This window comes from Frateuria edaphi (assembly GCF_021117405.1).
Lineage (GTDB): Bacteria > Pseudomonadota > Gammaproteobacteria > Xanthomonadales > Rhodanobacteraceae > Frateuria_A > Frateuria_A edaphi.
The window spans coordinates 2,298,315-2,323,913 of the sequence record NZ_CP088251.1; the positions used below are offsets into that span (position 1 = coordinate 2,298,315).

General features: G+C 68.2%; 16 protein-coding genes. 8 read left to right on the top strand and 8 right to left on the bottom strand.

The features are described from left to right. Positions 1–31: 31 nt before the first annotated feature. The 3 genes from LQ772_RS10780 to LQ772_RS10790 all read right to left on the bottom strand — a co-directional run bounded on the left by LQ772_RS10780 (position 32) and on the right by LQ772_RS10790 (position 5,730). Positions 32–2,620 carry a TonB-dependent receptor gene (locus tag LQ772_RS10780; protein ID WP_231320771.1) on the bottom strand — a complete coding sequence of 863 codons (2,589 nt, stop codon included), beginning with the start codon at positions 2,618–2,620 and terminating at the stop codon, positions 32–34. 192 nt (positions 2,621–2,812) lie between these two features. Beyond that, complete coding sequence (locus tag LQ772_RS10785; protein ID WP_231320773.1) at positions 2,813–3,820, bottom strand: LacI family DNA-binding transcriptional regulator; 1,008 nt, start codon at positions 3,818–3,820, stop codon at positions 2,813–2,815. A gap of 77 nt (positions 3,821–3,897) precedes the next feature. After that, positions 3,898–5,730: a 3-hydroxybutyrate oligomer hydrolase family protein gene (locus tag LQ772_RS10790; protein ID WP_231320775.1), complete on the bottom strand. Its 1,833-nt coding sequence runs from the start codon at positions 5,728–5,730 to the stop codon at positions 3,898–3,900. 204 nt (positions 5,731–5,934) lie between these two features. Here LQ772_RS10790 and LQ772_RS10795 point away from each other — a divergent pair, with 204 nt between their 5' ends. After that, positions 5,935–6,594, top strand: a complete 660-nt coding sequence (locus tag LQ772_RS10795) for a response regulator transcription factor (protein WP_231320777.1) — start codon at positions 5,935–5,937, stop codon at positions 6,592–6,594. Positions 6,595–6,650: 56 nt separating this feature from the next. Here the strand turns inward: LQ772_RS10795 and LQ772_RS10800 are convergent, their stop codons facing one another. Beyond that, on the bottom strand, positions 6,651–7,526 hold the full coding sequence (locus LQ772_RS10800) for a pseudouridine synthase (RefSeq protein ID WP_231320778.1): 876 nt from the start codon (positions 7,524–7,526) through the stop codon (positions 6,651–6,653). A gap of 60 nt (positions 7,527–7,586) precedes the next feature. Between LQ772_RS10800 and LQ772_RS10805 the strand changes: the two genes are divergently transcribed. Continuing rightward, a complete protein-coding gene (locus tag LQ772_RS10805; protein WP_231320779.1) occupies positions 7,587–8,141 on the top strand; it encodes a YaeQ family protein in 555 nt (184 codons plus the stop codon). Positions 8,142–8,225: 84 nt separating this feature from the next. Here the strand turns inward: LQ772_RS10805 and LQ772_RS10810 are convergent, their stop codons facing one another. The 3 genes from LQ772_RS10810 to LQ772_RS10820 form a co-directional block, all read right to left on the bottom strand. Further along, positions 8,226–11,531 (bottom strand): PAS-domain containing protein, encoded by a 3,306-nt coding sequence (locus LQ772_RS10810; RefSeq protein WP_231320780.1) that lies wholly within the window; start codon positions 11,529–11,531, stop codon positions 8,226–8,228. Positions 11,532–11,577: 46 nt separating this feature from the next. After that, on the bottom strand, positions 11,578–12,600 hold the full coding sequence (locus LQ772_RS10815; protein WP_231320781.1) for an extracellular catalytic domain type 2 short-chain-length polyhydroxyalkanoate depolymerase: 1,023 nt from the start codon (positions 12,598–12,600) through the stop codon (positions 11,578–11,580). Positions 12,601–12,774: 174 nt separating this feature from the next. Continuing rightward, positions 12,775–15,000 (bottom strand): TonB-dependent receptor, encoded by a 2,226-nt coding sequence (locus LQ772_RS10820; RefSeq protein ID WP_231320782.1) that lies wholly within the window; start codon positions 14,998–15,000, stop codon positions 12,775–12,777. Positions 15,001–15,206: 206 nt separating this feature from the next. Here LQ772_RS10820 and LQ772_RS10825 point away from each other — a divergent pair, with 206 nt between their 5' ends. The 3 genes from LQ772_RS10825 to LQ772_RS10835 all read left to right on the top strand — a co-directional run bounded on the left by LQ772_RS10825 (position 15,207) and on the right by LQ772_RS10835 (position 19,205). Continuing rightward, on the top strand, positions 15,207–16,604 hold the full coding sequence (locus tag LQ772_RS10825) for a GntP family permease (RefSeq protein WP_231320783.1): 1,398 nt from the start codon (positions 15,207–15,209) through the stop codon (positions 16,602–16,604). Between the two features lie 213 nt (positions 16,605–16,817). Beyond that, positions 16,818–18,647 (top strand): translational GTPase TypA, encoded by a 1,830-nt coding sequence (typA, locus tag LQ772_RS10830; protein ID WP_231320785.1) that lies wholly within the window; start codon positions 16,818–16,820, stop codon positions 18,645–18,647. A 243-nt stretch (positions 18,648–18,890) separates the two neighbouring features. Next, positions 18,891–19,205, top strand: coding sequence for a hypothetical protein (locus tag LQ772_RS10835; protein ID WP_231320787.1), 315 nt, complete (start codon positions 18,891–18,893; stop codon positions 19,203–19,205). Between the two features lie 30 nt (positions 19,206–19,235). Here LQ772_RS10835 and LQ772_RS10840 read toward each other — a convergent pair whose 3' ends face one another. Then, positions 19,236–20,288, bottom strand: coding sequence for a mechanosensitive ion channel family protein (locus tag LQ772_RS10840; protein ID WP_231320788.1), 1,053 nt, complete (start codon positions 20,286–20,288; stop codon positions 19,236–19,238). A gap of 186 nt (positions 20,289–20,474) precedes the next feature. Here LQ772_RS10840 and LQ772_RS10845 point away from each other — a divergent pair, with 186 nt between their 5' ends. The 3 genes from LQ772_RS10845 (at position 20,475) to LQ772_RS10855 (ending at position 25,523) form a co-directional block, all read left to right on the top strand. Further along, positions 20,475–21,812: a phospholipase D-like domain-containing protein gene (locus LQ772_RS10845; protein ID WP_231320789.1), complete on the top strand. Its 1,338-nt coding sequence runs from the start codon at positions 20,475–20,477 to the stop codon at positions 21,810–21,812. A gap of 12 nt (positions 21,813–21,824) precedes the next feature. Continuing rightward, on the top strand, positions 21,825–22,616 hold the full coding sequence (gene xth / locus LQ772_RS10850; protein WP_231320790.1) for an exodeoxyribonuclease III: 792 nt from the start codon (positions 21,825–21,827) through the stop codon (positions 22,614–22,616). Positions 22,617–22,799: 183 nt separating this feature from the next. Next, positions 22,800–25,523, top strand: coding sequence for a M14 family zinc carboxypeptidase (locus tag LQ772_RS10855; RefSeq protein ID WP_231320791.1), 2,724 nt, complete (start codon positions 22,800–22,802; stop codon positions 25,521–25,523). Positions 25,524–25,599 lie beyond the last annotated feature (76 nt).

The following is a 25,599-nucleotide window of genomic DNA, read 5'->3' on the forward strand; positions in this document are numbered from 1 at the left end:
CACCGGCAGGGCGCAGGCAATCCGGGGTGCTTCAGAACATGTACTTCACTTGCAGGTTGACCTCGCGCCCTTCCAGCGGACGGGCCAGGATCACGCCGGTGGTGCCGGCAGCCGAACCGAAGATGCGCGAGTTGCTTTCGGTCAGGCCCAGCTCGTTGGTCATGTTGGTGCCCTGCAGGCGCACCTGCCAGCTCTGCTGGATATTGGCGACGATGCCGAAGTCCCAGGTGTGGTAGCTGCCCAGTTGCTGCAGCCCGGAGATGTCCTGGGTATGCGGGCCGACATGCGTGAAGGTCACGAAGGCCAGCACGTCGCCCCAGCCGAACGGCATGTCGTAGCTGGGCGTGAACATGTAGCGCACCTTCGGCTGACGCTGCAGCTGTACGCCGTTGATGTTCGCGCAACCGTCGCCGGCGACCGGGTTGGTGTAGGGCAGGCACGAGCGGTTGTGCGAGTACACGCCGTCCAGGTAGTTGCCGACCAGCTGGAACTTCAGGTGCTCGATCGGGCTCCAGGCGGTGTTGATGTTCACGCCCTTCGAATCGGAACCATAGGTGCTCTGCGGCCCGTTCGGCACGCCCGCCGCGTCGGTCGGCTGGTACAGCAGGCCGTTGAACTGGCGGTGGTACACGGTGATGTCAGCGTAGAACTGCTCGCTCTGGTACTTGAAGCCACCTTCGAAGTTCTGGATCTTCTGGATCGGCGCGGTGTTGCCCGTGACGTTGCCGCGGATGCCGTTGTCGAAGTCGTCGAAGTGCGCACCGCGGTTGGCGCGGAAGTACACGCTCATGTTGTCGGCGAGCTCATAGTTGACGCCGAAGGTCCACGACGGATGGGTCTTGTCGTAACGCGTGTGGTCGAAGGTGCCGTCGCACACAGGCACCGCGTTATCATAGATCGTCCGAGGGTTGCCATCGAGGTCAATGACGCCGGTGACCGGATTACCGTCCGCATCCACGCGCCCGTCGCTCTGGAAATTGCACACGTCGTTGTAGGCGTCCTGGTTCTCGATGCGCCCGGACAGATCGATCAGCCACTTGCCCACGCGCCAGATGTCGGACAGGTAGAACGCCTTGTTGTTGGCGACACCGTGCTGGGCGATGTTGTAGCCGCCGTAGTCCAGGAAGCCCTGGTTGTCGGTGAGCTGGTTGACGCCATTGGCATCGACGTAGCTGACCGTGATTGGCCGCGCGTTGGGCGTGTTGGTCATGAGCATCTGGTTGCCCAGCGCCCATTCGTCGTCCATCGTGTAGTGCGCCAGGTACAGGCCGGCGGTGAGCGTATTGCCCTCGAAGATTTCCTTGCTCAGGCGGAAGTCGTTGTTGATGTTCTTCAGGTGCTTGTGGATGAACCACCAGCCCTGGTGGATCACGCTCTGGTTGGGATCGACCGCGCCGCCGCCGACATAGGTCGCGGTGGCCGAGCCGGGCGCCAGGTTGAACGCGCCGATCTGGCTCTGGTCGGTGTAGAGCATGTCGTTGAGGCTGCCCGGGTTGGTGCCGGAGAACAGCGCGTTGGTGTCGACATCGCCGCCGTCGATGAGGAACTTGTCAGACAGGTTCCAGCCGTTGCCCAGGTCGTAGTCGAAGTTGCCGCCGAAGAAGCCGAACTTCGCGCCGCGGCCGTTGGCCAGGTTGGCGTCGCGACCGCCGCCCGGGTAGCCGCGCAGGAACACGTGCTGGATGGCCGGGCCGTTGTAGGTGTCGGTGAGCGGATCGAAGCCCGGGTAGGCGCTGAAGTTGTCCGTGCCGCTCTGGATCAGCGGGATCGGCGTGATGAACTGGTTGCGGTCGTTGAGGTAGCGCGCGTACAGCGTCATCGAGCCGTTGTCGCTGTCGTGGGTGAACGTGCCGGTGAGCTGGCCGCCCTTGTCCGCCGCGAACTTCGGATCGCGCACACCGTCGGAGTCGCGGTAGAAGCCGCCGATGCTGCCGTAGGTGTTCTTGGCGATCGGGAAGCCGAAGAAGCCGTCGACGCGCTTGAGGTTCTCGTTGCCGTAGGTCACGCCGATGCTGCCCGAAGGCACCTCGGTACCCTGCTTGAGGATGAAGTTGGCGGTCGCGCCGATCTGGCCGTCGCCGAATACGACCGACGGGCCACCCTGCACGATCTCGGCGCGGTCGACCGTGTCGTCGAGGCGGAAGATCGAGGTGGTCTCGAAGAACGACAGCGTGGGCATGCCGTACAGCGGCGAGCCCATCATCTGGGTGCTGAAGTACGGCGCATCGCCGCCGCCGGGGAAGCCCGCGATTTCGATGTTGGCGCCGGTCTGGCCGCCGGTGGACTCGGGCCACAGGCCGGGGGAGATCTTCAACAGGTCGGCCGTGCTCTTGGGATTGGCCAGCCGGATCTGTTCGGCGGTGGCCGTGGTGACCGAGTAGCTGGTGTCGATCTTGCGCAGGCCGCCGGTGGCGGTATTGCCCGTCACCACGACCTGCTCGAGGTTCTTGGCGCTCGCCTTGCTGGGCGGCTGTTGCTGCGCCTGGGCATTGGCCGGTTGGGTGGCGTCGGTTTGCGGCGCCGTGTTCTGCGCCTGATCATCGTTCTGCGCCAGCGCGATGCTGGGCATCAGGCAGGCGGCTATTGCCGCGGATAAGGCCAGTCGCACGTGCTTGTTCATCAGCTTCGCTCCCCGCATAAGTGATGTTCAGACGGCATGGACCGCGCGCGCGGCCTGCCGCTTCGCCCTTGTTGCGCCCCACTTGTGTGCCTTGCACCCGCGGGCATCTTGCCGCAAGCGGGGCACATGTTTGCCTTGCTTTGACAGCGCTGTCAATTTGCCTTGCAACAAATTTCTTACACGTTCTTTCCCTTACGCCGCCTGGGCGGTGGACTCGCGCACTTCCAGCGAGAACGTGGCCTGCACCATCGCGCCGGGCCGCCCGCGCAGGGTGTCGAGCAACTGCAGCGCGGCGATGCGGCCCATTTCGCGGCTGGGCTGGTGGATGGTGGTGAGCGTGGGCCAGATCTGGCGCGCGATCGGGGTGTCGTCGAAGCCGCAGACCGAAACGTCCCGGGGCACCAACAGGCCGTGCTCGCCGGCCGCCCAGATCACGCCGGCGGCCATGTCGTCGTTGGCCGCGAACACCGCCGTCGGCCCGCGTCCGCGTGGCAGCGAGAACAGCCGCCGCGCCGCCGCCACGCCGCTGCCGAAGGAGAAGTCGCCCGGCACTTCCAGTTCCGGGTCGCGCTGCAGTCCGGCCTCGGCGAGCGCCGCGCGATAGCCGGCCAGACGCCACTGGCTGGCGCCGTGGTCCGGATGCCCGATGACGTGCGCGATGCGCCGGTGGCCCAGCGCCAGCAGCGTCGCCATCATCTGGCGCGCCGCTTCCGGTTCGTCGATGAAGGCGCCGATGGTGCCGCCGCGCTCGATCGGCGAAACGCTGGCATAGAGCACGCGCCGCTCGAGCAGGCGCTGCAGCAGCGCGGGGTTGTCGGTGATCGGCGGCGTCAGCAGCAGGCCGTCGGGGCGGTGGTGCGAGAGCAGCCGGTCGACGCGGTCGACGAAGCCGGTTTCCTCCACGTGAAGCGGCCGCACCATCATGCTGTAGTGGTGCAGGTCGCAGGCCTCCAGCACGCCGGCCTGGATCTCGGTGAGGTAGTTCGACGAAGGGTTGTCGTAGAGCATCGCGATCAGGAACGAGCGGTTGCTCGCCAGGCTGCGCGCCGGCTGGTGCGGGCGATAGTCCATCGCCGCCATCGCGGCAAGCACCTTCTCGCGCGTGGGGCCACGCACGTTCGCTTCGTCGTTGAGCACGCGGGAGACGGTCTTGGGCGACACCCCCGCGGCGCGTGCCACATCTTCCAGGCGAACCCGCATGGCGCGTCCTGCATCGACAGCTGGTGGCGGTCGACTATGCGTGCTGCGCCGGCCGGGCACAAGCGGAAGTTGGACGGCTACTTCAGGTCGAGCGCCGCGCGCGTAAGAACCTGCTCGCCCCGCGGGTGTCCCGATGGCGTGCGTATGTCGACCGGCCATGGCGCGTTTTCGAACAGGTGCGCCCACAGACGGTCCAGCGCGGCGTAGCCGTAGGGCAGCAGCGGCAGGTGCCGTTCGCCGAAGCCGGGCAACGGCAGGAACGCATCGAAGTGCTGCGCGTGCGGCACCTTCCAGTACAGCGGCCGGCGCCCTGCGGCGCGCAGCCAGGCGATGTACGGTTCGGAGGTGAAGGCGGTCGGCAGCAGGCCGTCGTCGGCTCCGTGCACCACCCACAGCGGCAGGTCCTCGCGCGGTAGCCGCGCCACGGTCGCCTCGATGCCCGCGTGCAGCGCCTGCGCGGAGGCGTCGTCGCCGTCCCAGAGCGCGCGCAGGCATTGTTCGCCGGCGAGCGTGGGATCGGCCGAACCGTCGGTGCCACCGAACAGGCCGATGCCGTTGCCAGGCGGAATGCCCGCGCTGTCCGACCACCACGCCGCACGGCTGGCCGCGTCTGCGATGCCGGGCGTGCCCTCCGGCGTGGCCGCGGCGTAGTGGAAGCCGCAAGGCATGTTGGCCGTGCCGCGGCGCAGGTAGGCCGAGGCGTAGCCGGCGGTGATCGCGCGCCACAGGTCGAACGCGGTCGATGTGGCCGCCACCTGCATGGCCGCCTCGGTCCAGCCCGATGCGCGGAGATATTCGTACGCCTCGGCCGCCTGCGTCGCGGGCGTGGCGGACTCGAGCAGGCCCTGAGCGTGCAGGCTGGCGCAGCGTTGTGGCCACCCCCCGGTCATCGGCGCGCGCGCGAACGGCACCGCATCGAAGCGCGCGCTGGTCAGCGCGCAAGGCAGCCAGATCGCCGCCTCGGTGGCGTAGTCGTAGAGCTTGCGACCCTGCCCGGCCAGTTGCACGTTGGGCTCCAGCGCGACCACGCCGTCGAGCAGTTGCTCGTCGTCCAGGCCCGCGGCCTGCAGCACCGCGCCGCCGCCGTTGGAAAGCCCTGTCGCGATGATGCGCGTGTTCGTCGCCGTGAACGGCGCAAGCTCCGGATAGGCGCGATCGAGCATGGCCAGCCCGAAGCGCGCCGCCTGCAACACGTGGCGACCCCAGTCGGCCTCCGGGTTGTCGCCCGAGTGCAGATGCTTGACCGCGATGCCCGCGCCGGCCGGCAGCGGTGGCGGGGTGAACTCCAGTGGCGCCTCGCCGCGTTTCGCGCGGCGGCCATCGAGCGCCACGCCGCTGTCGTCGGTGTAATCGAAGAAGCCGCTGCCGGCACCCTTGTCGGTATAGGCCACCGCGCAGCCCTTCGGCAGGCCCCAGGCACCGGCCAGTGCGATCGCGCCGTAGATCCCGCGCGAGCCGGACGATGCAGTGACCACAAGGCAACGCTTGTCCTTGTCGAAGCCGTCCGGCGCCTGCAGCAGCACGCGATGGGGTTGATGCGCGCCCGGTATCCAGGCGAAGGCCTGGTATTCGCGCCCCGGCACCGACGGGACGCCTCCGTAGACCTGGCCGTAACCACCGAGGGGTCCGAGGTCGGCGATGCCCTTCCAGTTCATCTGGATCGCGCGGCGACGCAGTTCCTGCGGCGTGGGGCGAGCTGGATCGGCGAAAGGAACCGGTGCGCCGGCCAGGCCTGCGAGGCCCAGTCCGGCGCTGAGCAGGTCGTCATGGTCGCGGTGGGTGGTGACCCGCACCTCACCCGGAACGAAATCGATCGATGGCATGGCAGGCTCCGCGGCCGCGGCGTGGACGGCGCCGCCAGCCAGGGCGGGCACCAGCATCAGGGTCAGCCGCTTCAGGAACGCGTTCATTCCGGCACCTTAGCAAGCACGCGCGCGGACGCCATCGTACGAAGGTCCATGCCGGTACCGTTTTCCAGGAAAGCACCCTGTGCGCGACCGCCCGGTCCCCGACCATCCGTCGCCCCGCTTGCGTCACGTCCGCGTCGCGCACGGATGCGCTCCGGCAGGGGGTGGAACTCGACGCCACGGCGCGCACCCGCTAGTTTGCATGGCATGCCTTCCCTGCTGATCGCCGACGACCATCCGCTGTTCCGCGCCGCGTTGCGCCAGGCGGCCATCGCCTGTGTCGCAGACTGCCAGGTCAGCGAAGCGGCCGACCTCGCCGATGCCCTCGCCGCGCTGACGGCCGCCCCCGACACCGACCTGGTGCTGTTGGACCTGCACATGCCCGGCAGCCAGGGCCTGTCCGGCCTGGCCGCGCTGCGCGGCCAGCATCCGGGCGTGGCAGTTCTGGTGGTATCCGCGCATGACGAGCCGCGCACCGTGCGCCGCGTGCTCGACCACGGTGCGGCAGGTTTCATCCCCAAGAGCGCCACTCCCGCCCAGATCGGCGAAGCGATCCGCACCGTGCTCGACTGCGGCAGCTGGGTCCCTCCGGGCCTGGCCAGCGCAGTCGGCGCGCTCGCGCCCGACCCGAGAGACGCCGACCTCGCCGCCCGCCTCGCGCGCCTGACCGAACAGCAGTACCGCGTGCTGGCGCTGATCGGCGAAGGCCTGCTCAACAAGCAGATTGCCGATCGACTGGCCATCCAGGAACGCACCGTCAAGGCGCACGTGACGGCGATCTTCGAAAAGCTCGGCGTGCGCAACCGCACGCAGGCCGGCTTGCTGCTGCGTTCGCTGGACCTGGGCGAGCCGGCGCGGGTCCTGTAGGAGCGCACCCTGTGCGCGACCGCGGCGGACCGGCACCGCGGACTGACGCTGCATTTCTACAAGGCTTCGAGCGACAACCTGCTGCGGAATTCCCGCGCCTGCCCGCTCAACGGATCGACGAACGCCAACCCGCGCGCCAGCAACTGCAGCGGCCGGCTGAAATCATCTTCCAGCCGTTCCTGCAGCTGCGGATAAAAGCGGTCGTTGCGGATGGGTGCGCCCAGCGCCGCCATGTGCACGCGCAACTGGTGCTTGCGCCCGGTATGCGGCTCCAACGCGTAGCGCCAAAGCTGCGCGCCACGTTCGATCACACCCACGCGCGTCTCGCTGTTCGCTTCGCCCTCCACTTCGCGCATGCGGAAGAACGGCTCGCCCGCCTCCAGCCGCGAGCGGTGCACGTGCGGTAGCGCAAGTTGCGGCAAGGGCGCGGCCAGTGCCTCGTAACGCTTGACGATGCGCCGCTCGCGGAACAGCGACAGATACGCATCCCGCGTAGCCGGCTGCGCCGAAAACAGCACCAGCCCGGCAGTCTCGCGATCGAGCCGGTGCAACGGCACCAGTGCCGGATTGCCGAGCCGGCGCACGAGGCGCGCCAGCAAGGTCTGCTGCACGTAGCCGCCGGCCGGCACCACCGGCAGGAAGTGGGGTTTGTCGACCACCACCAGGTGATCGTCGACATGCAGCACGACCTCGTCGCCGGGGATCGCCGGTTCGCTCTCGACCTCGCGGAAATATTTCAGCTTCATGCCGGCGCGGCCGGGCGTGTGCTCGTCGATCGGCATGTCGCTGGCATCCAGCACCCGGCCACGGCGGATCCTGTCCAGCCACTGCGCGCGGCCGATGCGCGGAAAACAGGCGCACAGCCCGTCGAGCGCGGTCGCCCAATCGCCTTCGGGCAGGTGCACGGTGCTCGGCGCGGTCGCATGGATCATCCGGCCAGCTTAGCGCCGGCCGCGGCGTACAATGGCCGATTACCCGCAGCAGGCACGACCATGGCCCTCAACGCCACCATCCACAAAGCCGAGCTGTCGATCAGCGACATGGATCGGCACTACTACGCGACCCACGCGTTGACGCTGGCCCGCCATCCCTCCGAAACCGAGGAGCGGCTGATGGTGCGGTTGCTCGCCTTCGCGCTGCACGCGGACGATCGGCTGGAGTTCGGCAAGGGCCTGAGCGACGAGGACGAACCAGCACTCTGGCGACGCGCGTACACCGACGAGGTGGAGCAGTGGATTGAACTCGGCCAGCCGGACGAGGCGCGCATCCGCAAGGCCTGCGGGCGCTCGCGGCAGGTCGTGGTGGTCAACTACGGTGGACGCGTCGCCGACATCTGGTGGGACAAGGTCGGCGCCTCGCTCTCGCGCAACGACAACCTGACCGTGCTCGACATCGACGACGCGACCGTGCGCCAGCTCACCGCACTATGCGAGCGCGGCATGCGGTTGCAGTGCCTGATCCAGGATGGCGAGCTGCAGCTGATCAGCGGCGACACCACCGTCGCGATCCGTCCCCGCGCACGCATGGGCGAATACGCCGCCGCCTGACGGACAAGGCTTCCCCGCGCAGGAGCGGGGTTGTCCGGGACTGCCATGCGCAACCGTTTCCCGCGGTCGCGCACAGGTGCACTCCTACACTCGCACCGCCGCCGCCACGCGCTGCAGCAACTGGCGCAACGCCAGCGGCTTGAGCGGCTTGTAGAGCACGCCGATCCCCGCATCGAGCAGGCGCTGGCGCAATTCGCCGTCACGGTCGGCGGTCAGCATCACCGTCGGCACGTCCGGGTGGCGCCCGCTCAGTTCGCGCCAGACGTCCCAGCCGGTACGCCCCGCGTCGAGGTGATAGTCGAGGATGTGCAGGTCCGCCTGCCACGGCGCCGCGAGCGCCTGGGCCGCATCGCGGGCGGCATGCACCTGCCAGCCCCAACCGGTAAGCAGCGTGCTCAGCGCGGCCAGCGCCGCCGGTTCGTTGTCCAGCACCAGCGCTCGCCCGGCCGACAGCGGCTGGAGCGTAGCCGCGGCTGCCGGCACGCTCGCCGGCATCCGTGCCAGCGGCACGCCCAGGTCGAACACGCTGCCCTGGCCCGGCCATGAGCGCAGGCCCAGCGGATGCCCCAGCAGACCAGCCATGCGCCGGGCGATCGACAGGCCCAGGCCCAGCCCCTGCCCGCCCGCGGCACTGCCGCGACGGAACTCCTGGAAGATCATCGCGCGCTCCTGCGGCGCGATGCCCGGGCCGGTGTCCCACACCTCCACGCGCAGCTGCGCGCCGCAACGGCGCACGCCCAGCAGTACGCGGCCGCGTTCGGCGTAGCGCAACGCGTTGGAGAGGAAGTTCTGCAGCACCCGGCGCAGCAGTTGCGGATCCGAATGCACCCAGGCGCGCGTGCCGACCACGTCCAACCGCACGCCGCGGTCCTGGGCGATGGCGCCGAACTCGGCGGCCAGCGGATCGAGTACCTCGGCCAGCGCGAAAATGCGCGACTGCGGCTGCAGGCGGCCGCCCTCCAGACGCGCGATGTCGAGCAGGCCGGCGAGCAGGCCTTCGGTCGCGGTGAGCGCGCCATTGAGGTTGCCAGCGATGGCCGCGTCGGCTCCGTGTTCGGTCAGCGTATGCGCGAACAACTGCGCCGCGTGCAACGGCTGCATCAGGTCGTGGGTGACGGCGGCCAGGAAGCGGCTTTTGGCCTCGTTGGCGCGCTGGGCCTCGGCGCTGGCGGCGGCCAGCGCACGGGTGCGCTCTTCCACGCGCAATTCGAGCGTCTCGTTGACCTTCTTCAGGGCGTCCTCGGCGCGGCGGAATGCGGTGACGTCGGTGAAGGTGGCGACGAAGCCGCCGCCGGGCATGGGATTGCCGCGGATCTCCACGATCGTGCCATCGGGAAAACGCCGCTCGGACAGGTGCCGCGTGCCGGCCTGCATGTGGGTCAGCCGGCGCTGCACGCGCGTCTCCACGTCGCCTTCGCCGATCAGGCCCTCGCCAATGATGAAGCGCGTGAGGTCGGCGACCGGACGGCCGATCTGCAGCATGTCGTCGGGGTACTGGAACAGCCGCGCGTAGCAGCGGTTCCAGGCCACCACGCGCAGCTCCGCGTCGACCACGCAGATGCCCTGGCTCATGTTCTCCAGCGCCGCCTCCAGCACGCGCTGGTTGAAGCGCAGGTCCTGCGTGGCTTCGCCGACGATCGCCGCGACGGTGTCCAGTTGCGCGCGGCCCTGCTTGTGCACCACTTCCAGCAGCAGCCGCGCCGACGCCGCGCCGATCACCGCGGCCAGTTCGTGCTCGACCGCGTCGACCCGCGCATGGCCGGCGGCACCCTGCTCCGGCGCGGTGGCGAACAGGTGCGCCACGCGCTCTGGCGGCAGGAAACGCTCGGCCAATGCGCGCAGCTCCACCACGCCAACGTCGCCGACGCCCGCCACGCGCGTGGCCTGGCCGAAGCGCGACTGGGCCACCAGCCACGTCACCGCCACGTTCGCCGCCAGGCTCAACACCACGGCGCGGCCCAACTGGCTCCAGTCGCCCAGCCCGAGCAGCCCGGCGGGCGACAGCCAGCCGAGCCCGAACGGGCCGTGCAGCAATCCCGCCGGCATCGCCGGCCACAGCGAGGGCAGCACCACGTAGAGCCACACGAACGTGCCGCAGGCCAGCCCCGCGGTCACCGCACGCGGCCCGACCTGCGGCCGGTACACGGCGGCGAGCAAGGCCGGCGCCAGCCCCGCCAGCGCGGAGAACGAGATCGCGCCGATGTCGGCCAGCGCCTCGTGGCTGGCCAGGACGCGGCTGTAGCCCCAGGCCAGCAGGATCACCACCACGATCGCCACGCGGCGCTGGTTGATGACCTCGCCACGCAGGTCGCCACGCTCGTCGCGGCCCCAGCCGGCGCGCACGCGCAGCGGAGCGATGAAGTGGTTGACGATCATCAGGCTGAGCGCCAGCGTGGCGACCACCACCATGCTGGTGGCGGCGCTCAAGCCCCCGAGGAACGCCACCAGCGCCAGAGTGTGCTGCCCGCGCGCCAGCGGCAGCGCAAGCACGTAGAGGTCCGACGGTACGCCGCTGGGCCCGAGCCACGCGTCGCCGAGCTTCGCCAGCGGCAGGATCGGCAGCGCGATCAGCAGCATGTACAGCGGGAACAACCATCGCGCGGTGCGCAGGTGGCCGCCGTCGCGACACTCGACCACGCCGGCATGGAACTGGTGCGGCAGGGTGAACATCGCCAGCGCGCCGAGCAGGATCAGGGCCGGGAAGCCGGTGCTCTCGTGCGGCGGCACCGGCACCGGCGGCAGGCCGGCGGGCAGTGGGGTGAACAGCAGCGTGCCCAGCGCCAGCATCGCGCCCAGCTTGAACAGCGATTCGAACGCCATCGCCAGCACCAGCCCGCGGTTGTGGGCCGTGGTGGACGCGCGGCGGGTGCCGAACAGCATCGCGAACAGCGCCATCAGCAGCGCGATGTAGAGCGCACTGTCCTGCCATGGCTCGGACTCGGCGAGCTGGCCGTGGCTGAGCAGCATGTAGCTCATCGCCACGGCCTTCAGCTGCAGCGCGATGTAGGGAACGATGCCCAGCACCACCACCGCGGTGACCAGCGCCGCCAGTCCCGAGTGGCGTCCCAGCCGCACCGCGATCAGGTCGGCCAGCGAGCCGGCGTTGTACTCGCGCGCCAGCTCCACCAGCCGCCGCAGCACGGCGATCGCCAGCAGGTACATCAGGATCGCGCCGACGAAAGTCGGCGGCAGCCACCAGCCCGAGCGGCTGGCCTGGGTCACCGTGCCGTAGAAGGTCCACGAGGTGCAGTGGATCGCCAGCGACAGCGCATAGACGATCGCCCAGCGCTTCTCGAACAGCCGCGGGCGCCGCTCGCCGAGCAGCGCGACGCCGAACAGCAGGCCGAGCCAGCAGGCGGCGGCGAGGGCGATCAGCGTGGGGCTGGGCATGACGCGCTGAGCTCCCTATCCATTGCGGGACAGGGCAGAACGAAAGTCATCGCTTGGCGGGCAGCCCCAGCGCGCGCACGGCGTCGACCAGCCAGCGCAGTTGCACGCCCTGGCGGGTGTCGTAGTCGGCTCCGGAGTATCCCCACCAGTCCCAGCATGCTTGCGGATTCAATGGCGCGAAGCTCGCGCGTGCCTGAGGGTACAGCACGGCCACGTCGTAGGCGTCCGCCCAGCGGTTGAAGCCGGCGTCGCGCACGAACGCCTCGCCCACCGCCTCGGCGTTCTGCTTGCATCCGTGCAGCGCGACCAGCAGGCCGCAGGGTTTGCCGGCGGCGCAGGAGGGCGGCAGGTAGACATAGCCCTCGGCGGCGAGGAAAGCATCCTTGCCGTCCGGGCGCAGCGCATCCTGGCCGAATGTGCGCAGCTCGCCGCGTGGCGCGGTCACGGCGTGGGCCGGTTTGCCAAACAGCTCGGCGAAGATCGTCCCTGCCGCATCGAAACCGCAGTGACCGAGGAACGGCGACACCGACGTGCCGCAATCGTCGCCCTTCCCAGCCACCGGCAGGTTGTGCGCGAAGGCGCGCGCGCCGTCGTCGCGTACCCGCATGCCCTCGAGGCCCGGCACGCTGTCACGCAGGCTTTCGTAGAAGCGCGCGCCCGCCTCGGCCACCGACGGCGCGACCATGGCGTCGTCCTTGCCGTGCAGCAGATAGACATGCGAACCCGCCAACTGCGCGAGCGGTCCGATACGCCCGTCGGCCGACAGCTTCCGTGCGCGTGCGACCAGCGCGCCCACGTCGGGCGCCGGCGCGCGTTTCATGCAGCTTCCGATCGCCGTGGCGAGCTGGCCGCCGGCGCAACCGTACGGGCCGCCGGCGACGATGGCGGCGCCATGGAAGATTTCCGGATAGGCGATCTGCGCCTGGGCGGCCATGAAGGCGCCGGAGGAGAGACCGGCCACGGCGACGCGCGCGGGGTCGAGCTGGAGTTTTGGCAGCGACGGGGCATCGCCGGCATGGGCGAGCGCGCTGGCGAAAAGGAGGGCCAGCAGGCTGAGGATCTTGCGCATATCGATCTCCGGCGCGGTCTTTTTTTAAGGAGCGCACCCTGCGCGACCAGTAGATGGCGGTCGCGCGCAGGGTGCGCTCTTACAGGATGGCATCCCCCGCAGGCAGGAAAGGAGCCGGGCGGCGGGGAGGTGGCATCCCGGCGCCTTTCCTGCTGCAGAAGGAAAGGTGCGACGTCAGAACCGGTATTTCGCGCTCAGCGTGACCATTCGCGGCGCACCGTAGAAGCCGGTGTAGATGCCCAGCGCGCCGACGTTGTAGCCGGTGGTGCGGTAGGACTTGTTGGCCAGGTTGGTGCCCTGCAGGCTGAGCGACCAGGGATCGTTGATCTGCCAGATCACGCCGGCATTCCACAGGCCGTAGGCCGGCTGTGCGATCAGCGGCGAGAGCGTGGTCTCCGGATAGACCATGGTCTGGTAGGTGTAGTTGACCCGCGCCGAGATGCTGCCGCCATTGGCCAGTGGCGTGGTGTTTTCCAGCGACAGGCCGCCGGACCACTTCGGTGCATTGGTGAACCTCTGCTGGTCGGCGATGTTGACGCCGCCGGTCATGTACTGGGTGTATTTGGTATGCAAATAAGCAACGTTGCCGCGTAGCGTCCAGTTCTCCGACGGCTTCCAGGCGAACTCTTCCTCGATGCCGTCGATGTGCCCCTTGCCGGCGTTGGTGAAGTCGCCGAAGAAGCCCTGGCTGCCGTTGGGCAGCGTGTAGGAGCTGAACACCGACAGCTGGATGTTGGAGTAGACGTTGCGGAACAGCGCCGTGTTCATCATCAGCGCGTCGTCGAAGAACGTCATCTTGCTGCCGACCTCGTAAGACTGCACCTTCTCGTCGTCGATCGGACGGCACGAGGTCGGCACCGCCACGCAGTTGGCGCGGATGTTGTAGCCGCCGGAGTGGAAACCCTCCGAATAGCTGGCGTACAGCTTGACGTGGTCGCTCGCGCTCCAGTCCAGCGAGACCTTGGGCGAGAAGTTGCTGGTGGCGTGCGAGCCGCTGAAGTCGGCCAGCGTGGCGATCGGCGTGGTGAAGGTGTCGTCCGAGTAGCCGTAGTTCTGGATCAGCGCGGTCTTGGTCTCATGGGTGTAGCGCAGGCCGACGTCCAGGCTCCAGTCGGGCGTCAGGTCCCAGGTGAAGTCGCCGTAGCCGGCCCAGCTCTTGGTGCCCATGCTGCCGCCGGTGCCGCCGAACTGGGTCAGGCCCAGCGTCGAGTACGGCGGCGAGCCCAGGAAGATGTTGTGGATGTGGCCGTTGGCAGTGCCGTCGAAGTAGTACACGCCGAACACGCCGTGCACGGTGCCGCCGGCGTCGTAGTTGGCCTGCAATTCCTGGCTGAACTGGTGGTCGGTGTAGACCGCGTTCACGTCCGCGATCTTTTCGGGCAGCGTGTCGAAGTCGATGTTGGTGTCGGTCGAAGAGCCGCGCACCGCAGTGACCGACTTGAGCGACCAGTCCTGGCTGGCGATCCAGTTCATCGTCAGCGCGGTGCCGTAGAGCTTGGTGTGGTTGAGCTGGGCGAAGCCGCTGCGGGTGTCGAAGTCGCTCCCCAGCGGCGGGTAGGCCGGGTCCAGCGCGTTGACGGTGAGCATCTTGGCGCCGCGCGGATTGGAGTTGTCGCGCACGCCGTCCACCGACAGCTGCATGTTGAACGTGCTGGTCGGGAAGAAACCGATCGTCGCGCGCGCGGCGTTGGTGTTCTTGTTGCCGTTGCGGCTGCCGGTGAGGATGTCCTCCCCGAAACCGTCATTGTGGCCGCTGGCGTAGGCGATGCGGCCGCGCCACATCTGGTCGGCGCTGGCGCCGCCGATGCTTGCCTTGATGTCCTTCTCGCCGTGCGTGCCCGCGGTCACTTCCACCGAGCCTTCGGTCTTCACCGGCAACGGGTTGGAGACGTACTTGATCGCGCCGCCGATGGTGTTCTTGCCGTACAGCGTGCCCTGCGGGCCGCGCAGCACCTCGATGCGACTGACGTCGAACACGTCCAGCACCGCGCCCTGCGGACGGGCGAGGTACACGTCGTCGAGATAGATGCCCACGCCCGGATCGAAGCCCCAGGTCGGATCGGCCTGGCCGACGCCGCGGATGTAGGCGGTGAGCGTGGTGTTGGAGCCGCGCGCGGCGTAGATCTGCAGCGAAGGCACCTTGCCCTGCAGGTCGGACAGGTTCTGCACGTTCTGCTTTTCCAGCGCCTGGGCGGTGAAGGCGCTGACCGCGATCGGCACGTCCTGCAGGGTTTCCTCGCGCTTGCGGGCGGTGACCGTCACCTGTTCCAGCTGTTTGGCGTTGACCGGTTTGCCGCTGTCCTGCGGCGATGCGCCGCCGGATTGCTGCGCCAGCGCCGGCATGGCGAACGCCAGGCCGATCACCATGCCGATGGCCAGACTCAGATGCGTGCGTTGCATGACTCCCCTCCCCTTTGGACGCAACCGTCGAGGGTTGCCTGTGGACGCAGCCATCGACGATGGGTGCCTTGATGCACCGATCCTAGGCATGGGCACGCAACGGGGCACTTGTACCTTCGTACAGTGCCCGGCCGGCGGCGCGCTGCCGATACTCGTCGGGCACTGTCATTGCGGCGCGGCTGCGCGCCGCCGGGGAAAAAAGGTCGATGGCATTCCTGATCGTTCTGGTCGCGCTGGCGTTCCTGATGGTGGCGGCGTACCGCGGCTACAGCGTCATCCTGTTCGCGCCGATCGCGGCGCTGGGCGCGGTGCTGCTGACCGATCCGGCGCTGGTGGCGCCGATGTTCACCGGCCTGTTCATGGACAGGATGGTGGGCTTCCTCAAGCTCTACTTCCCGGTGTTCATGCTCGGCGCGGTGTTCGGCAAGCTGATCGAGCTGTCGGGTTTCTCCAAGGCGATCGTGGCGGCGACCATCGGGCTGGTCGGGCGCGGCCGCGCGATCCTTTCCATCGTGCTGGTGTGCGCGCTGCTGACCTACGGCGGGGTGTCGCTGTTCGTGGTGGTGTTCGCGGTCTACCCGTTCGCGGCCGAACTGTTCCGCGCCAGCGGCATCCCCAAGCGGCTGATCCCCGGCACCATCGCACTGGGCGCGTTTACCTTCACCATGGACTCGCTGCCCGGCACGCCGCAGATCCAGAACATCATCCCGACGTCGTTCTTCGGCACCACCGCCTGGGCGGCGCCGTGGCTGGGCACGATCGGCTCGGTGTTCATCCTGGTCGTGGGCCTGGCCTATCTGGAATCGCGCCGGCGCAAGGCCGCCGCCGCGGGCGAGGGCTACGGGAGCGACCTGGTCAACGAGCCGGCGCCGTTCGAGCACGGCAAGCTCGCCCATCCGCTGGTCGCGCTGCTGCCGCTGGTGCTGGTGGGCCTGGCCAACAAGCTGTTCACCGACTGGATACCGCGCGCCTACGGCGAAACCGCTTCATTCGCGCCCAGCGTGGTCGGCAAGGCCGAGCCCGTGGTCCAGGAAGTCTCCAAGCTCGCCGCCATCTGGGCGGTGGAGGGAGCGTTGCTCGTAGGCATCGTATGCGTGCTCGCGTCCGCCTGGCGGCCGGTGGTCGAACGCTTCGCCGAGGGCAGCCGCAGCGCCGTGGGCGGCGCGTTGCTAGCCTCGATGAACACCGCGTCCGAATACGGCTTCGGCGCAGTGATTGCCGCCCTGCCCGGCTTCAGGCTGGTGGCCGACGCGCTGCACGGGATCCCCAACCCGCTGGTCAACGAAGCGGTGACGGTCACCGCGCTGGCCGGCATCACCGGTTCGGCGTCGGGCGGGATGGGCATCGCGCTGGCGGCGATGGCGCATACGTTCATCGCAAATGCCGAGGCCGCCGGCATTCCGATGGAAGTGCTGCACCGCGTGGCCGCGATGGCGTCCGGCGGCATGGACACCCTGCCGCACAACGGCGCGGTGATCACCCTGCTGGCGGTGACCGGGCTGACGCACCGGCAGTCCTACCGCGACATCTTCGCCATCACGGTGATCAAGACGCTCGCAGTCTTCGTGGTGATCGCGCTGTTTGCGCTGACCGGCCTGACCTGACGCCGGATGGGCTTGGGGCCCCGCCGCCCCTTTCCCGGCAGGCGGCCGGTGGCTGACGCCCCGCCCAACGGGATGCTCCCCACCTGCGAACGGGCCTGGCGCGGGGCGTTCATGCGCGGCACGGGCAAAAACCCCCGCAAATCCGTATAATTGCGGAGTTTACCCCTCCGAAACTTACGTGGCGGCTGACCAAGCGCCGCCCGGGCCTGTGCCATGTCCATCGAAAAACTGCGCAATATCGCCATCGTCGCCCACGTCGACCACGGCAAGACCACCCTCGTCGATCAGCTGCTCAAACAGTCGGGCACGCTCAACGAGCGTACCGTGCTGGCCGAGCGCGTGATGGACTCCAACGACCAGGAAAAGGAACGCGGCATCACCATCCTGGCCAAGAACACGGCCATCACCTGGCAGGGCAACCGGATCAACATCGTCGACACGCCCGGACACGCCGACTTCGGCGGCGAGGTCGAGCGCGTGCTGTCGATGGTCGACACCGTGCTGATCCTGGTCGACGCGATGGACGGCCCGATGCCGCAGACGCGCTTCGTGACCCAGAAGGCCTTCGCGATGGGCTTCAAGCCGATCGTGGTGATCAACAAGATCGACCGCCCCGGTTCGCGCCCCGAATGGGTCGTCGAGCAGGTGTGGGACCTGTTCGACCGCCTGGGCGCCACGCCCGAGCAGATGGACTTCCCGATCGTCTACGCCTCGGCCCTGAACGGCTACGCCTCGCTGGACGAGAACGCCCGCGAAGGCGACATGACCCCGCTGTACGAAGCGATCATGCAGCACGCGCCCAAGCCGGAAGTCGATCCGGAAGGCCCGTTCCAGATGCGCATCAGCCAGCTGGACTACAACAACTTCGTGGGCGTGATCGGCATCGGCCGCATCCAGCGCGGCACGCTGAAGAAGAACATGCCCGTCGCGGTGATCGATCGCCACGGCAAGAAGCGCCAGGGCAAGGTGCTGCAGGTGCTCGGCTTCATGGGTCTGGAGCGCATCGAGCAGGACAGCGCCGAGGCCGGTGACATCGTCGCCATCTCGGGCATTGCGGAACTCACCATTTCCGACACCGTCTGCGCGCTCGACACCCCCGAGGCGCTGCCGGCGCTGACCGTCGACGAGCCGACCATCAGCATGACCTTCCAGGTGAACAACTCGCCGTTCGCCGGCAACAAGGACCTCTCCGGCGGCAAGTTCCTGACTAGCCGCCAGCTCAAGGACCGACTGGACCGCGAGCAGGTGCACAACGTCGCGCTGAAGGTCGAGCAGGGTTCGGACGCGGACAAGTTCCTGGTCTCCGGCCGCGGCGAGCTGCACCTGTCGGTGCTGATCGAGAACATGCGCCGCGAGGGCTATGAGCTCGCCGTGTCGCGTCCGGAAGTGATCATCAAGGAGATCGACGGCCAGAAGATGGAGCCGATCGAGCAGTTGGTGGTCGACGTGGAGGAAATCCACCAGGGCCCTGTGATGGAGCGTCTGGGCATCCGCAAGGGCCAGCTCAAGAACATGGAGCCCGACGGCAAGGGCCGCGTGCGCCTGGAGTACATGATCCCGGCGCGGGGCCTGATCGGCTTCCAGAACCAGTTCAAGACCCTGACCCAGGGTTCGGGCCTGCTGTTCCACGTGTTCGACCATTACGGTCCGAAGGAAGAAGGCCAGATCGCCAAGCGCCAGAACGGCGTGATGATCGCCAACGCCGGCGGCACCACCCCCGCCTACTCGCTGGGGCCGCTGCAGGAGCGCGGCAAGCTGTTCGCCGCCGAAGGCGACCAGGTGTACGAAGGCCAGCTGGTCGGCATCCATGCCAAGGACAATGACCTGACCGTCAACGCGATCAAGCCCAAGCCGCTGACCAACATGCGCGCCTCCGGCAAGGACGATGCGATCCAGCTCACCCCGGCGATCAAGTTCTCGCTGGAGCAGGCGCTGGACTTCATCGACGACGACGAGCTGGTCGAGGTCACGCCGAAGGAAATCCGCCTGCGCAAGAAGCACCTGACCGAGAACGACCGCAAGCGCGCCTCGCGCGCAGCCTGACCGCGTTCGATCCCGGTTGAAAAAAAGAGCCGCCGCAAGGCGGCTTTTTTTCTCCCGCTTTTGCAGGAGCCAGGTTGTGGGCGATTCCCTCTCGCACCATCAAAACGAGACATCGCTCACAAGTGTTCTGCGAGAGAGAGGGAGTGGCCGGCGAGCGGTATGCCATGCACGCGGCGACCACGACGATGCGCGCAACGTCGATCCGAGCCTGGCGCGGGGGCGCCAGCGATGCGAGGGAGAGTCATGGAGATTTCGAGCAGCCGCCCGGTGTCCTTCACCCAGGTCGGCAACGAGCTGGATGGCTTGAAGAACGAAGTGGAAGCGATGTCGCTGGTGCTGCGGGCGCTGGTCGAATCGCATCCGGCGCCGGCCGAACTGGTCAAGCGCTGGCGCGAACTCAGTCGCGAGCCGATCGAGCAGACCCGCCCCAAGGGTTGCCACCAGGGCGTACTGACCCGGCGGGAGCGCCTGTACCAGACGCTGCAGCGCTGGTCGCACACGGTACACAGCGCCGAGATATCAGGCTCCCTCTCCCCGCCGGGAAGAGGGCTGGGGTAGGGATCCGCGCCGGCCGCGGCCCACGGCGGCCTAGCGGTTGTCGCCCTTGGGAAACTTCACCCGCTCCGGCTCGGCGTTGAGCCGCGAGAGCATGGTGCCGATCAGCCGCGTCTTGACGCTGCCCGCCTGGCGCGGGTCGACCACGTAGCGAACGATCGCGTCCACCCAGGTGTTGGCGTCGATGCGGAACAGCACCGATGGCCGTTCGTTGACCTGCAGCTCGTCCACGGGCGTCTTGGCGAGCACCTCGCGGAAGGTCCGCACGCGCTCGATCATGGCCTCGCCAAGCTCGTCCTCCGCCGCCTCGCGCATCACCTGCGCCACGAACGCGAAGTCGCTGTCGTAGGCCACCTGGAACTTGATCTCGTTCCAGACATACGGGAACACGGGCCAGGAATAGTTGTAGACCGGGCTGGTCAGCACGTTGGCGTTGGGAAACTTGATGATCCGTCCGCTCGGGTGGTCCGAGGAAAGGTACGGCCCGCCGACTTCCCACAGCGTGGTGTCCAGGTAGGTCACGTCGATCACGTCGCCGGTCGCGTCGCCGATCTGGATGCGGTCGCCCACGCGATAGGGCTCGCGCACCAGGATGTACACCCAGCCGATGAAGCTGGTGATCGGCGTCTGCAATGCGAAACCCAGCACCAGCGAGATCAGTCCCAGCGAAGCGACCGCGGCGTACCAGTTGGCGAACAGCACCGACACCACGATCAGCGCCAGGATCACGTACATCACCAGCCGCAGGATGCGCTTGAGGTTGTAGCGCGTGACCGCGGTCTGTGCGCGCTCGATGGCGAACGCCCGCACCATCCGCGAAGCCACCAGCGTCAGCACGATCGCCATGGCGCCCACGGTCGCGCGCCGTGCCATCGGGAGGTAGCGACCGAGGATGCCGAAGAACTCCAGCCGCAAGAGGTAGAACAGCACACCCAGCGCCGCCAGCACCAATGCGTAGACGACCAGCCATAGCTTGTGACCCGAGCGCACCGCGCGCTGGTGCTTGTGGTGCGTCGCTGTGCTGGTGGCCAGCGCGCGACGCACGTCGGCGCGGCGTTCGACCTTGCGTACGGCCTTGTCGGTCATGCGTTCTCCCGGGGCGGTCCACCCACAGCAGACAACCGCGGCGGTGCCGGCCAAGTGAAGGCGTTGACCCCGGCTGCACGCCCGCGCCGGATGATGAGCCTGGTTTTCGCACGAGCGTCATGGGCGCGACCCGGAGCCCCCGGTCGCGCCGAGGGGCGCTCGTGCAACCACCAGCCAGGAGACGCGATGCCCGCCGGACCCGCCCGCCCTACCCGCGACAACGGCAAGGCCTCCCCGCCCCGGCCGCACTGGAAGCGGCGCCTGTTGTGGGCAAGCCTGGGCGCGTTCGCGGCGCTGGTGCTCGGTGTGCTGGTGCTCAACCTGGTCCCGCAGACCCAGCAGCTGGTCCATCCGCTGGGTCCGTTGAGCCCGGTCGAGAGCCCGCAGTTCCGCCGCGAAATCGGCAACCTGCTCGGGCCGACGATCGTCGACGGCAACGCGGTCGCGGATTTCCAGAACGGCGCGGAGATCTTCCCCGCGATGCTCGAATCGATCCGCTCGGCCAAGGTCAGCGTGGACATGGAGACCTACATCTACTGGTCCGGCCACGTCGCCGACGAGTTCGTGCAGGCGCTCACCGAACGCGCCCGTGCCGGCGTTCGCGTGCACGTGATCGCCGACTGGGTCGGCTCTTCCAAGATGAAGGAGGACGTCGTCGACGCGTTGCGCGCCGGCGGCGTGCATTTCGAATACTTCCACCCACTGCGCTGGTACGACATCGATCGCTTCAACAACCGGACCCACCGCAAGCTGCTGATCGTCGACGGACGCGTGGCCTACACCGGCGGCGTGGGCATCGCCGACGAGTGGAACGGGCATGGCGACAAGCCCGATATCTGGCGCGACATGCAGATCCGCGTGACCGGCCCCGGTGCGTTGCAGATGCAGGCGGTGTTCGAGGACAACTGGATCACCACCACGGGCCAGGCGCTGCTCGGCTCGGAGTACTACCCCGACGTGGCGCCGGCCGGCGACGTCGCGGTGCAGACCGTCGCCAGCTCGCCCGAAGGCGGCAGCGAGAACCTGCAGCTGATGTACCTGATGGCGATCGACGGCGCGCGCAAGGCGATCGACCTGGAGGCCGCCTATTTCGTGCCGGACGACCTCACCATGGCCGCGCTCAAGCGCGCGCTCGCGCGCGGCGTGCGCATCCGGCTGGTGGTGCCCGGTCCGTACACCGACAGCGAGATCATCAACAGCGCTTCGCAGACGCGCTGGGGTGAAATGCTCCAGGCAGGCGCGCACATCTACCGCTTCCAGCCGGCGCTGTTCCACAACAAGCTGATGATCGTGGACGGCTACCTCACCATCGCCGGCAGCGCCAACTTCGACAATCGCTCCTTCAGCCTCAACGACGAGTCGAACGTGCTGGTGTTCGACCACGCTTTTGCGGCGCACATGACCGAGGTCGTCGATCGCGACATCGGGCGCTCGAAGGAGCTGTCGCTCGAACAGTGGCAACACCGGCCGTGGACGCGCCGCGTGCTGGACTGGCTCTCCGCGCTGGGCGCGGCGCAGTACTAGGACAGGCTCCCGATGGCCGCGCGAAAACCGCTCAAGGTCGCCACCTTCAACATCAACGGCGTGCGCACGCGCCTGGCCTCGCTGCTGGCCTGGCTGGAGCGCGAGGCGCCGGACGTCGTCTGCCTGCAGGAGCTCAAGGCGCCCGACGAGGCCTTTCCCGTCGAGCCGATCCGCGATGCCGGCTACGGTGCCATCTGGCACGGCCAGCGTTCGTGGAACGGGGTGGCGATCCTGGCCCGCGGCGCCGATCCGCTGGAAAGCCGCCGCGGCGTGCCGGGCGATCCGTCAGATGTGCAGAGCCGTTACCTGGAAGCGGCGGCGCATGGCCTGATCGTCGGCTGCCTGTACCTGCCCAACGGCAACCCCCAGCCCGGTCCCAAGTTCGACTACAAGCTCGCCTGGTTCGATCGCTTCATCGACTATGCGCAAAGCCTGGTCGAGAGCGAACACCCGGTGGTGCTGGCTGGCGACTACAACGTGGTCCCCACCGACGAGGACATCTACAACCCGCGCTCCTGGCGCAAGGACGCGCTGCTGCAGCCGGAGAGTCGCGAGCGCTACGCCGACCTGCTGTCGCAGGGCTGGACCGACTCGCTGCGCGAGCAGTTCGGCGAGGAACGGGTGTACACGTTCTGGGACTATTTCCGGCAGCACTGGGAACACAACTCGGGGTTGAGGATCGACCACCTGCTGCTCAACCGCAAGCTGGCGCCGCGGTTGAAGGATGCCGGGGTGGACCGGTGGGTGCGCGCCTTGCCGCATCCGAGCGATCACGCGCCCACGTGGATTTCGTTGCGGCGGTAGGTGGCCTGCGCCAGGGGAGAACCGTTCCCGCCCAACGCTTGAGGAAGGGAGCGGCTCGGGACGTTCCGACACCCGCCCTTCCAGGGCAGCGTCGGGCAGGGATCGGCTTTCCCCGATGCCACAAATGCAACGCGCCCCATTTCTGGCAAAGTGGCCCGGCCGTCCGCCCAACCCGGGGAATCCATGCGCCTCCTGCCCTGCCTCGCCGGCCTCGCGCTGGCCGCCACCTGCCTCGCCACCCAGGCCGCCGACACCCTCGCCGCCAGCGCCTTCGCGCGCGACCCGGCCCAGCCGGTCGACCAGGCCTACACCGCGCAGATCGCGCGGTTCACCACCGATCCGAAGTTCAACACGCCGCTGACCGACTACCTCCCTGCCTCGCCCGGCGTGCCGACACCCCTGCAGGTGCTCGGCCACATTGCCGGCGCGGCGGACTGGCTACCCTACTCGGACGACGTGTATCGCTACTTTCGCGCGCTGGACACCGCCAGCCCACGGGTGAAGGTGTTCAGCATCGGCAAGACCGAGGAAGGCCGCGAGATGATCGCGGTGGCCATCGCCGACGAAGCATTGCTGGCCAACCTGCAGGCCAATGACGCACGCCTGGCGCAACTGGCCGATCCGCGCACGATCGGCATGGACGACGCCAGGGCCGATGCGCTCATCAGGGAAACCACCCCGGTCTACTACGTCACCGGCTCGATCCACTCCGACGAAACCGGCGCGCCCACCGCGCTGATGGAGCTGGCCTACCGGCTGGCGGTGGACGATGCGCCGTACATCAGGAACATCCGCTCGCACGTGATCACCCTGATCACGCCAATCGTCGAGGTGGACGGCCGCGACCGCATGGTCGATCTCTACAACTGGCACAAGGCGCACCCGGGCCAGGACTATCCGGACCTGCTCTACTGGGGCCACTACGTCGCGCACGACAACAACCGCGATGCGATGGGCATGACCCTCGCGCTCACCCGCAACGTCGCCGACACCTACCTCGGCTGGCACGCGCAGGTGCTGCACGACCTGCACGAGTCGGTGCCCTTCCTCTACGACAACACCGTCGGCGATGGCCCCTACAACGCCTGGATCGACCCGATCCTCACCAGCGAGTGGCAACAGCTGGGCTGGGACAACGTGCAGAAAATGACCCAGCTCGGGTTGCCCGGCGTATTCACGCACGGCGACTTCGACACCTGGAGTCCCGGGTACCTGATGTTCATCGCGGCCATGCACAACGGCATCAGCCGCCTGTACGAGACCTTCGGCAACGGCGGCGCCGACACGCGCAAGCGCATCCTCGATCCGTCCGAATACGCGCGCACCTGGTACCGGCCCAACCCGCCGATGCCGGAGGTGACCTGGTCGCAGCGCAACAACAACAACTACGAGCAGACCGGCGTGCTTACCGCGCTGGACTACTTCGCGCACAACGGCCAGGCGTTCCTCAAGAATTTCTACCTGAAGGGCAAGCGCTCGATCGAGAAGCCCACCGAAGCCGGCCCCGCCGCGTACGTGCTGCCGGGCGACGACAAGCGATCCGGCACCCAGGCCCAGTTGCTGCGCGTGCTCGAGCGCCAGCACGTGGAGATCAGCCGCGCCAGCGCGCCCTTCAGCGTGACCCTGCCGGCCACCGATGACGGCAAGAAGCACACGCGCCGCTTCCCCGCCGGCAGCTACGTCGTGCGCATGGACCAGCCCTACTCGCGCATCGCCGACACCCTGCTCGACCGCCAGTACTGGTCGCCCAAGGACCCGCAGCAGCATCCCTACGACGACACCGGCTGGTCGATGGGCGACCTGTTCGATGTCGAGGTGGTGCGCGTCACCGATCCGGACGTGCTGAAGGCATCGATGGCGCGGCTGGACAAGCCGGTCAGCGTCCCGCCCGGCCTGGCCGGCGTCGACGCGACGGACGCGAAGCTGCCCCGCGTCGCGCTCATGCACACCTGGCTCAGCACGCAGACCGAGGGCTGGTGGCGCATGGCGCTGGACCAGCTGGGCGTGCACTACGACTACATCAGCACGCAGGACGTGGCGCGTATCCCGGATCTGCACGCGAAGTACGACGCGATCCTGTTCGCTCCCGTCGGCGGCGCCAGCCTGCGCCATATTGTCGACGGCCTGCCGATGTGGGGCCCGCCGCTGCCCTGGCAGACCGGCCCGCTGACGCCGAACCTGGGCCACATCGACAGCACGCCCGACATCCGCCCGGGCCTTGGCGAGGCCGGCCTCGCCAACCTCAAGCGCTTCGTGCGCGAGGGTGGATTGCTGGTCACCGCCGAAGACACCGCGCGGTTCGCGATCGATGCCGGCCTGGCGCCTGGCGTGTTCGTTACGCCCAAGACCAAATTGAAGGTGGTCGGCAGCGTGTTGCAGGCCGACTTCGTCGACCACGACAGCCCGGTCGCCGCCGGCTATGGCGACCACCTGGCGCTGTACAGCTCGGAGGGCCAGTCCTTCACCGTCGCCAACCTGCTCACCGGCGACCGTGGCCTGCCCAACGCCCGCGATGCCGAACGCCCCACCGGCCGCGGTGGCCCGCAGGACGAGGACATGCCCGAAGGCCGCCCGTTCGCCCAGCCGCCCGCCCTGCCCGACGCCAAGCCCTGGCAGGCCTTGCCGCTCAACGAGGACCAGGCCTACAACAACCCGTGGGTGATTCCGCACGACCAGCGCCCGCGCGTAATCCTGCGCTTTGCCGATGCCAGGCGGCTGCTGGTTTCCGGCTTGCTCGACGGCGGCGGCGAAATGGCCGAGCGCGCGGCGGTGGTGGATGCCCGCTACGGCAAGGGGCATGTGTTGCTGTTTGCCGGCAATCCGATCTGGCGCGGCGAGACCATGGGGAGCTATCCGCTGGTGCTCAACGCGCTGACGCATTTCGATCGGCTTGACCAGGGGCGCTGAGCCCCGAGACAGCATCGACCTGCTTCACGGGGTAAGCCAAAAGGCGGGGGTGGGGGATTCGGGCGAGGCGGAAGGT

Excerpts from the sequence above, each read along its gene's own strand:
- LQ772_RS10810 (WP_231320780.1), bottom strand. The coding sequence starts at position 11,531 with ATGCCCAGCCCCACGCTGATCGCCCTCGCCGCCGCCTGCTGGCTCGGC.
- LQ772_RS10845 (WP_231320789.1), top strand. The coding sequence starts at position 20,475 with ATGCCCGCCGGACCCGCCCGCCCTACCCGCGACAACGGCAAGGCCTCC.
- LQ772_RS10825 (WP_231320783.1), top strand. The coding sequence starts at position 15,207 with ATGGCATTCCTGATCGTTCTGGTCGCGCTGGCGTTCCTGATGGTGGCG.
- LQ772_RS10785 (WP_231320773.1), bottom strand. The coding sequence starts at position 3,820 with ATGCGGGTTCGCCTGGAAGATGTGGCACGCGCCGCGGGGGTGTCGCCC.
- LQ772_RS10855 (WP_231320791.1), top strand. The coding sequence starts at position 22,800 with ATGCGCCTCCTGCCCTGCCTCGCCGGCCTCGCGCTGGCCGCCACCTGC.
- LQ772_RS10840 (WP_231320788.1), bottom strand. The coding sequence starts at position 20,288 with ATGACCGACAAGGCCGTACGCAAGGTCGAACGCCGCGCCGACGTGCGT.
- LQ772_RS10820 (WP_231320782.1), bottom strand. The coding sequence starts at position 15,000 with ATGCAACGCACGCATCTGAGTCTGGCCATCGGCATGGTGATCGGCCTG.
- LQ772_RS10835 (WP_231320787.1), top strand. The coding sequence starts at position 18,891 with ATGGAGATTTCGAGCAGCCGCCCGGTGTCCTTCACCCAGGTCGGCAAC.
- typA (WP_231320785.1), top strand. The coding sequence starts at position 16,818 with ATGTCCATCGAAAAACTGCGCAATATCGCCATCGTCGCCCACGTCGAC.
- LQ772_RS10780 (WP_231320771.1), bottom strand. The coding sequence starts at position 2,620 with ATGAACAAGCACGTGCGACTGGCCTTATCCGCGGCAATAGCCGCCTGC.
- LQ772_RS10800 (WP_231320778.1), bottom strand. The coding sequence starts at position 7,526 with ATGATCCATGCGACCGCGCCGAGCACCGTGCACCTGCCCGAAGGCGAT.
- LQ772_RS10805 (WP_231320779.1), top strand. The coding sequence starts at position 7,587 with ATGGCCCTCAACGCCACCATCCACAAAGCCGAGCTGTCGATCAGCGAC.
- LQ772_RS10815 (WP_231320781.1), bottom strand. The coding sequence starts at position 12,600 with ATGCGCAAGATCCTCAGCCTGCTGGCCCTCCTTTTCGCCAGCGCGCTC.
- LQ772_RS10795 (WP_231320777.1), top strand. The coding sequence starts at position 5,935 with ATGCCTTCCCTGCTGATCGCCGACGACCATCCGCTGTTCCGCGCCGCG.
- LQ772_RS10790 (WP_231320775.1), bottom strand. The coding sequence starts at position 5,730 with ATGAACGCGTTCCTGAAGCGGCTGACCCTGATGCTGGTGCCCGCCCTG.
- xth (WP_231320790.1), top strand. The coding sequence starts at position 21,825 with ATGGCCGCGCGAAAACCGCTCAAGGTCGCCACCTTCAACATCAACGGC.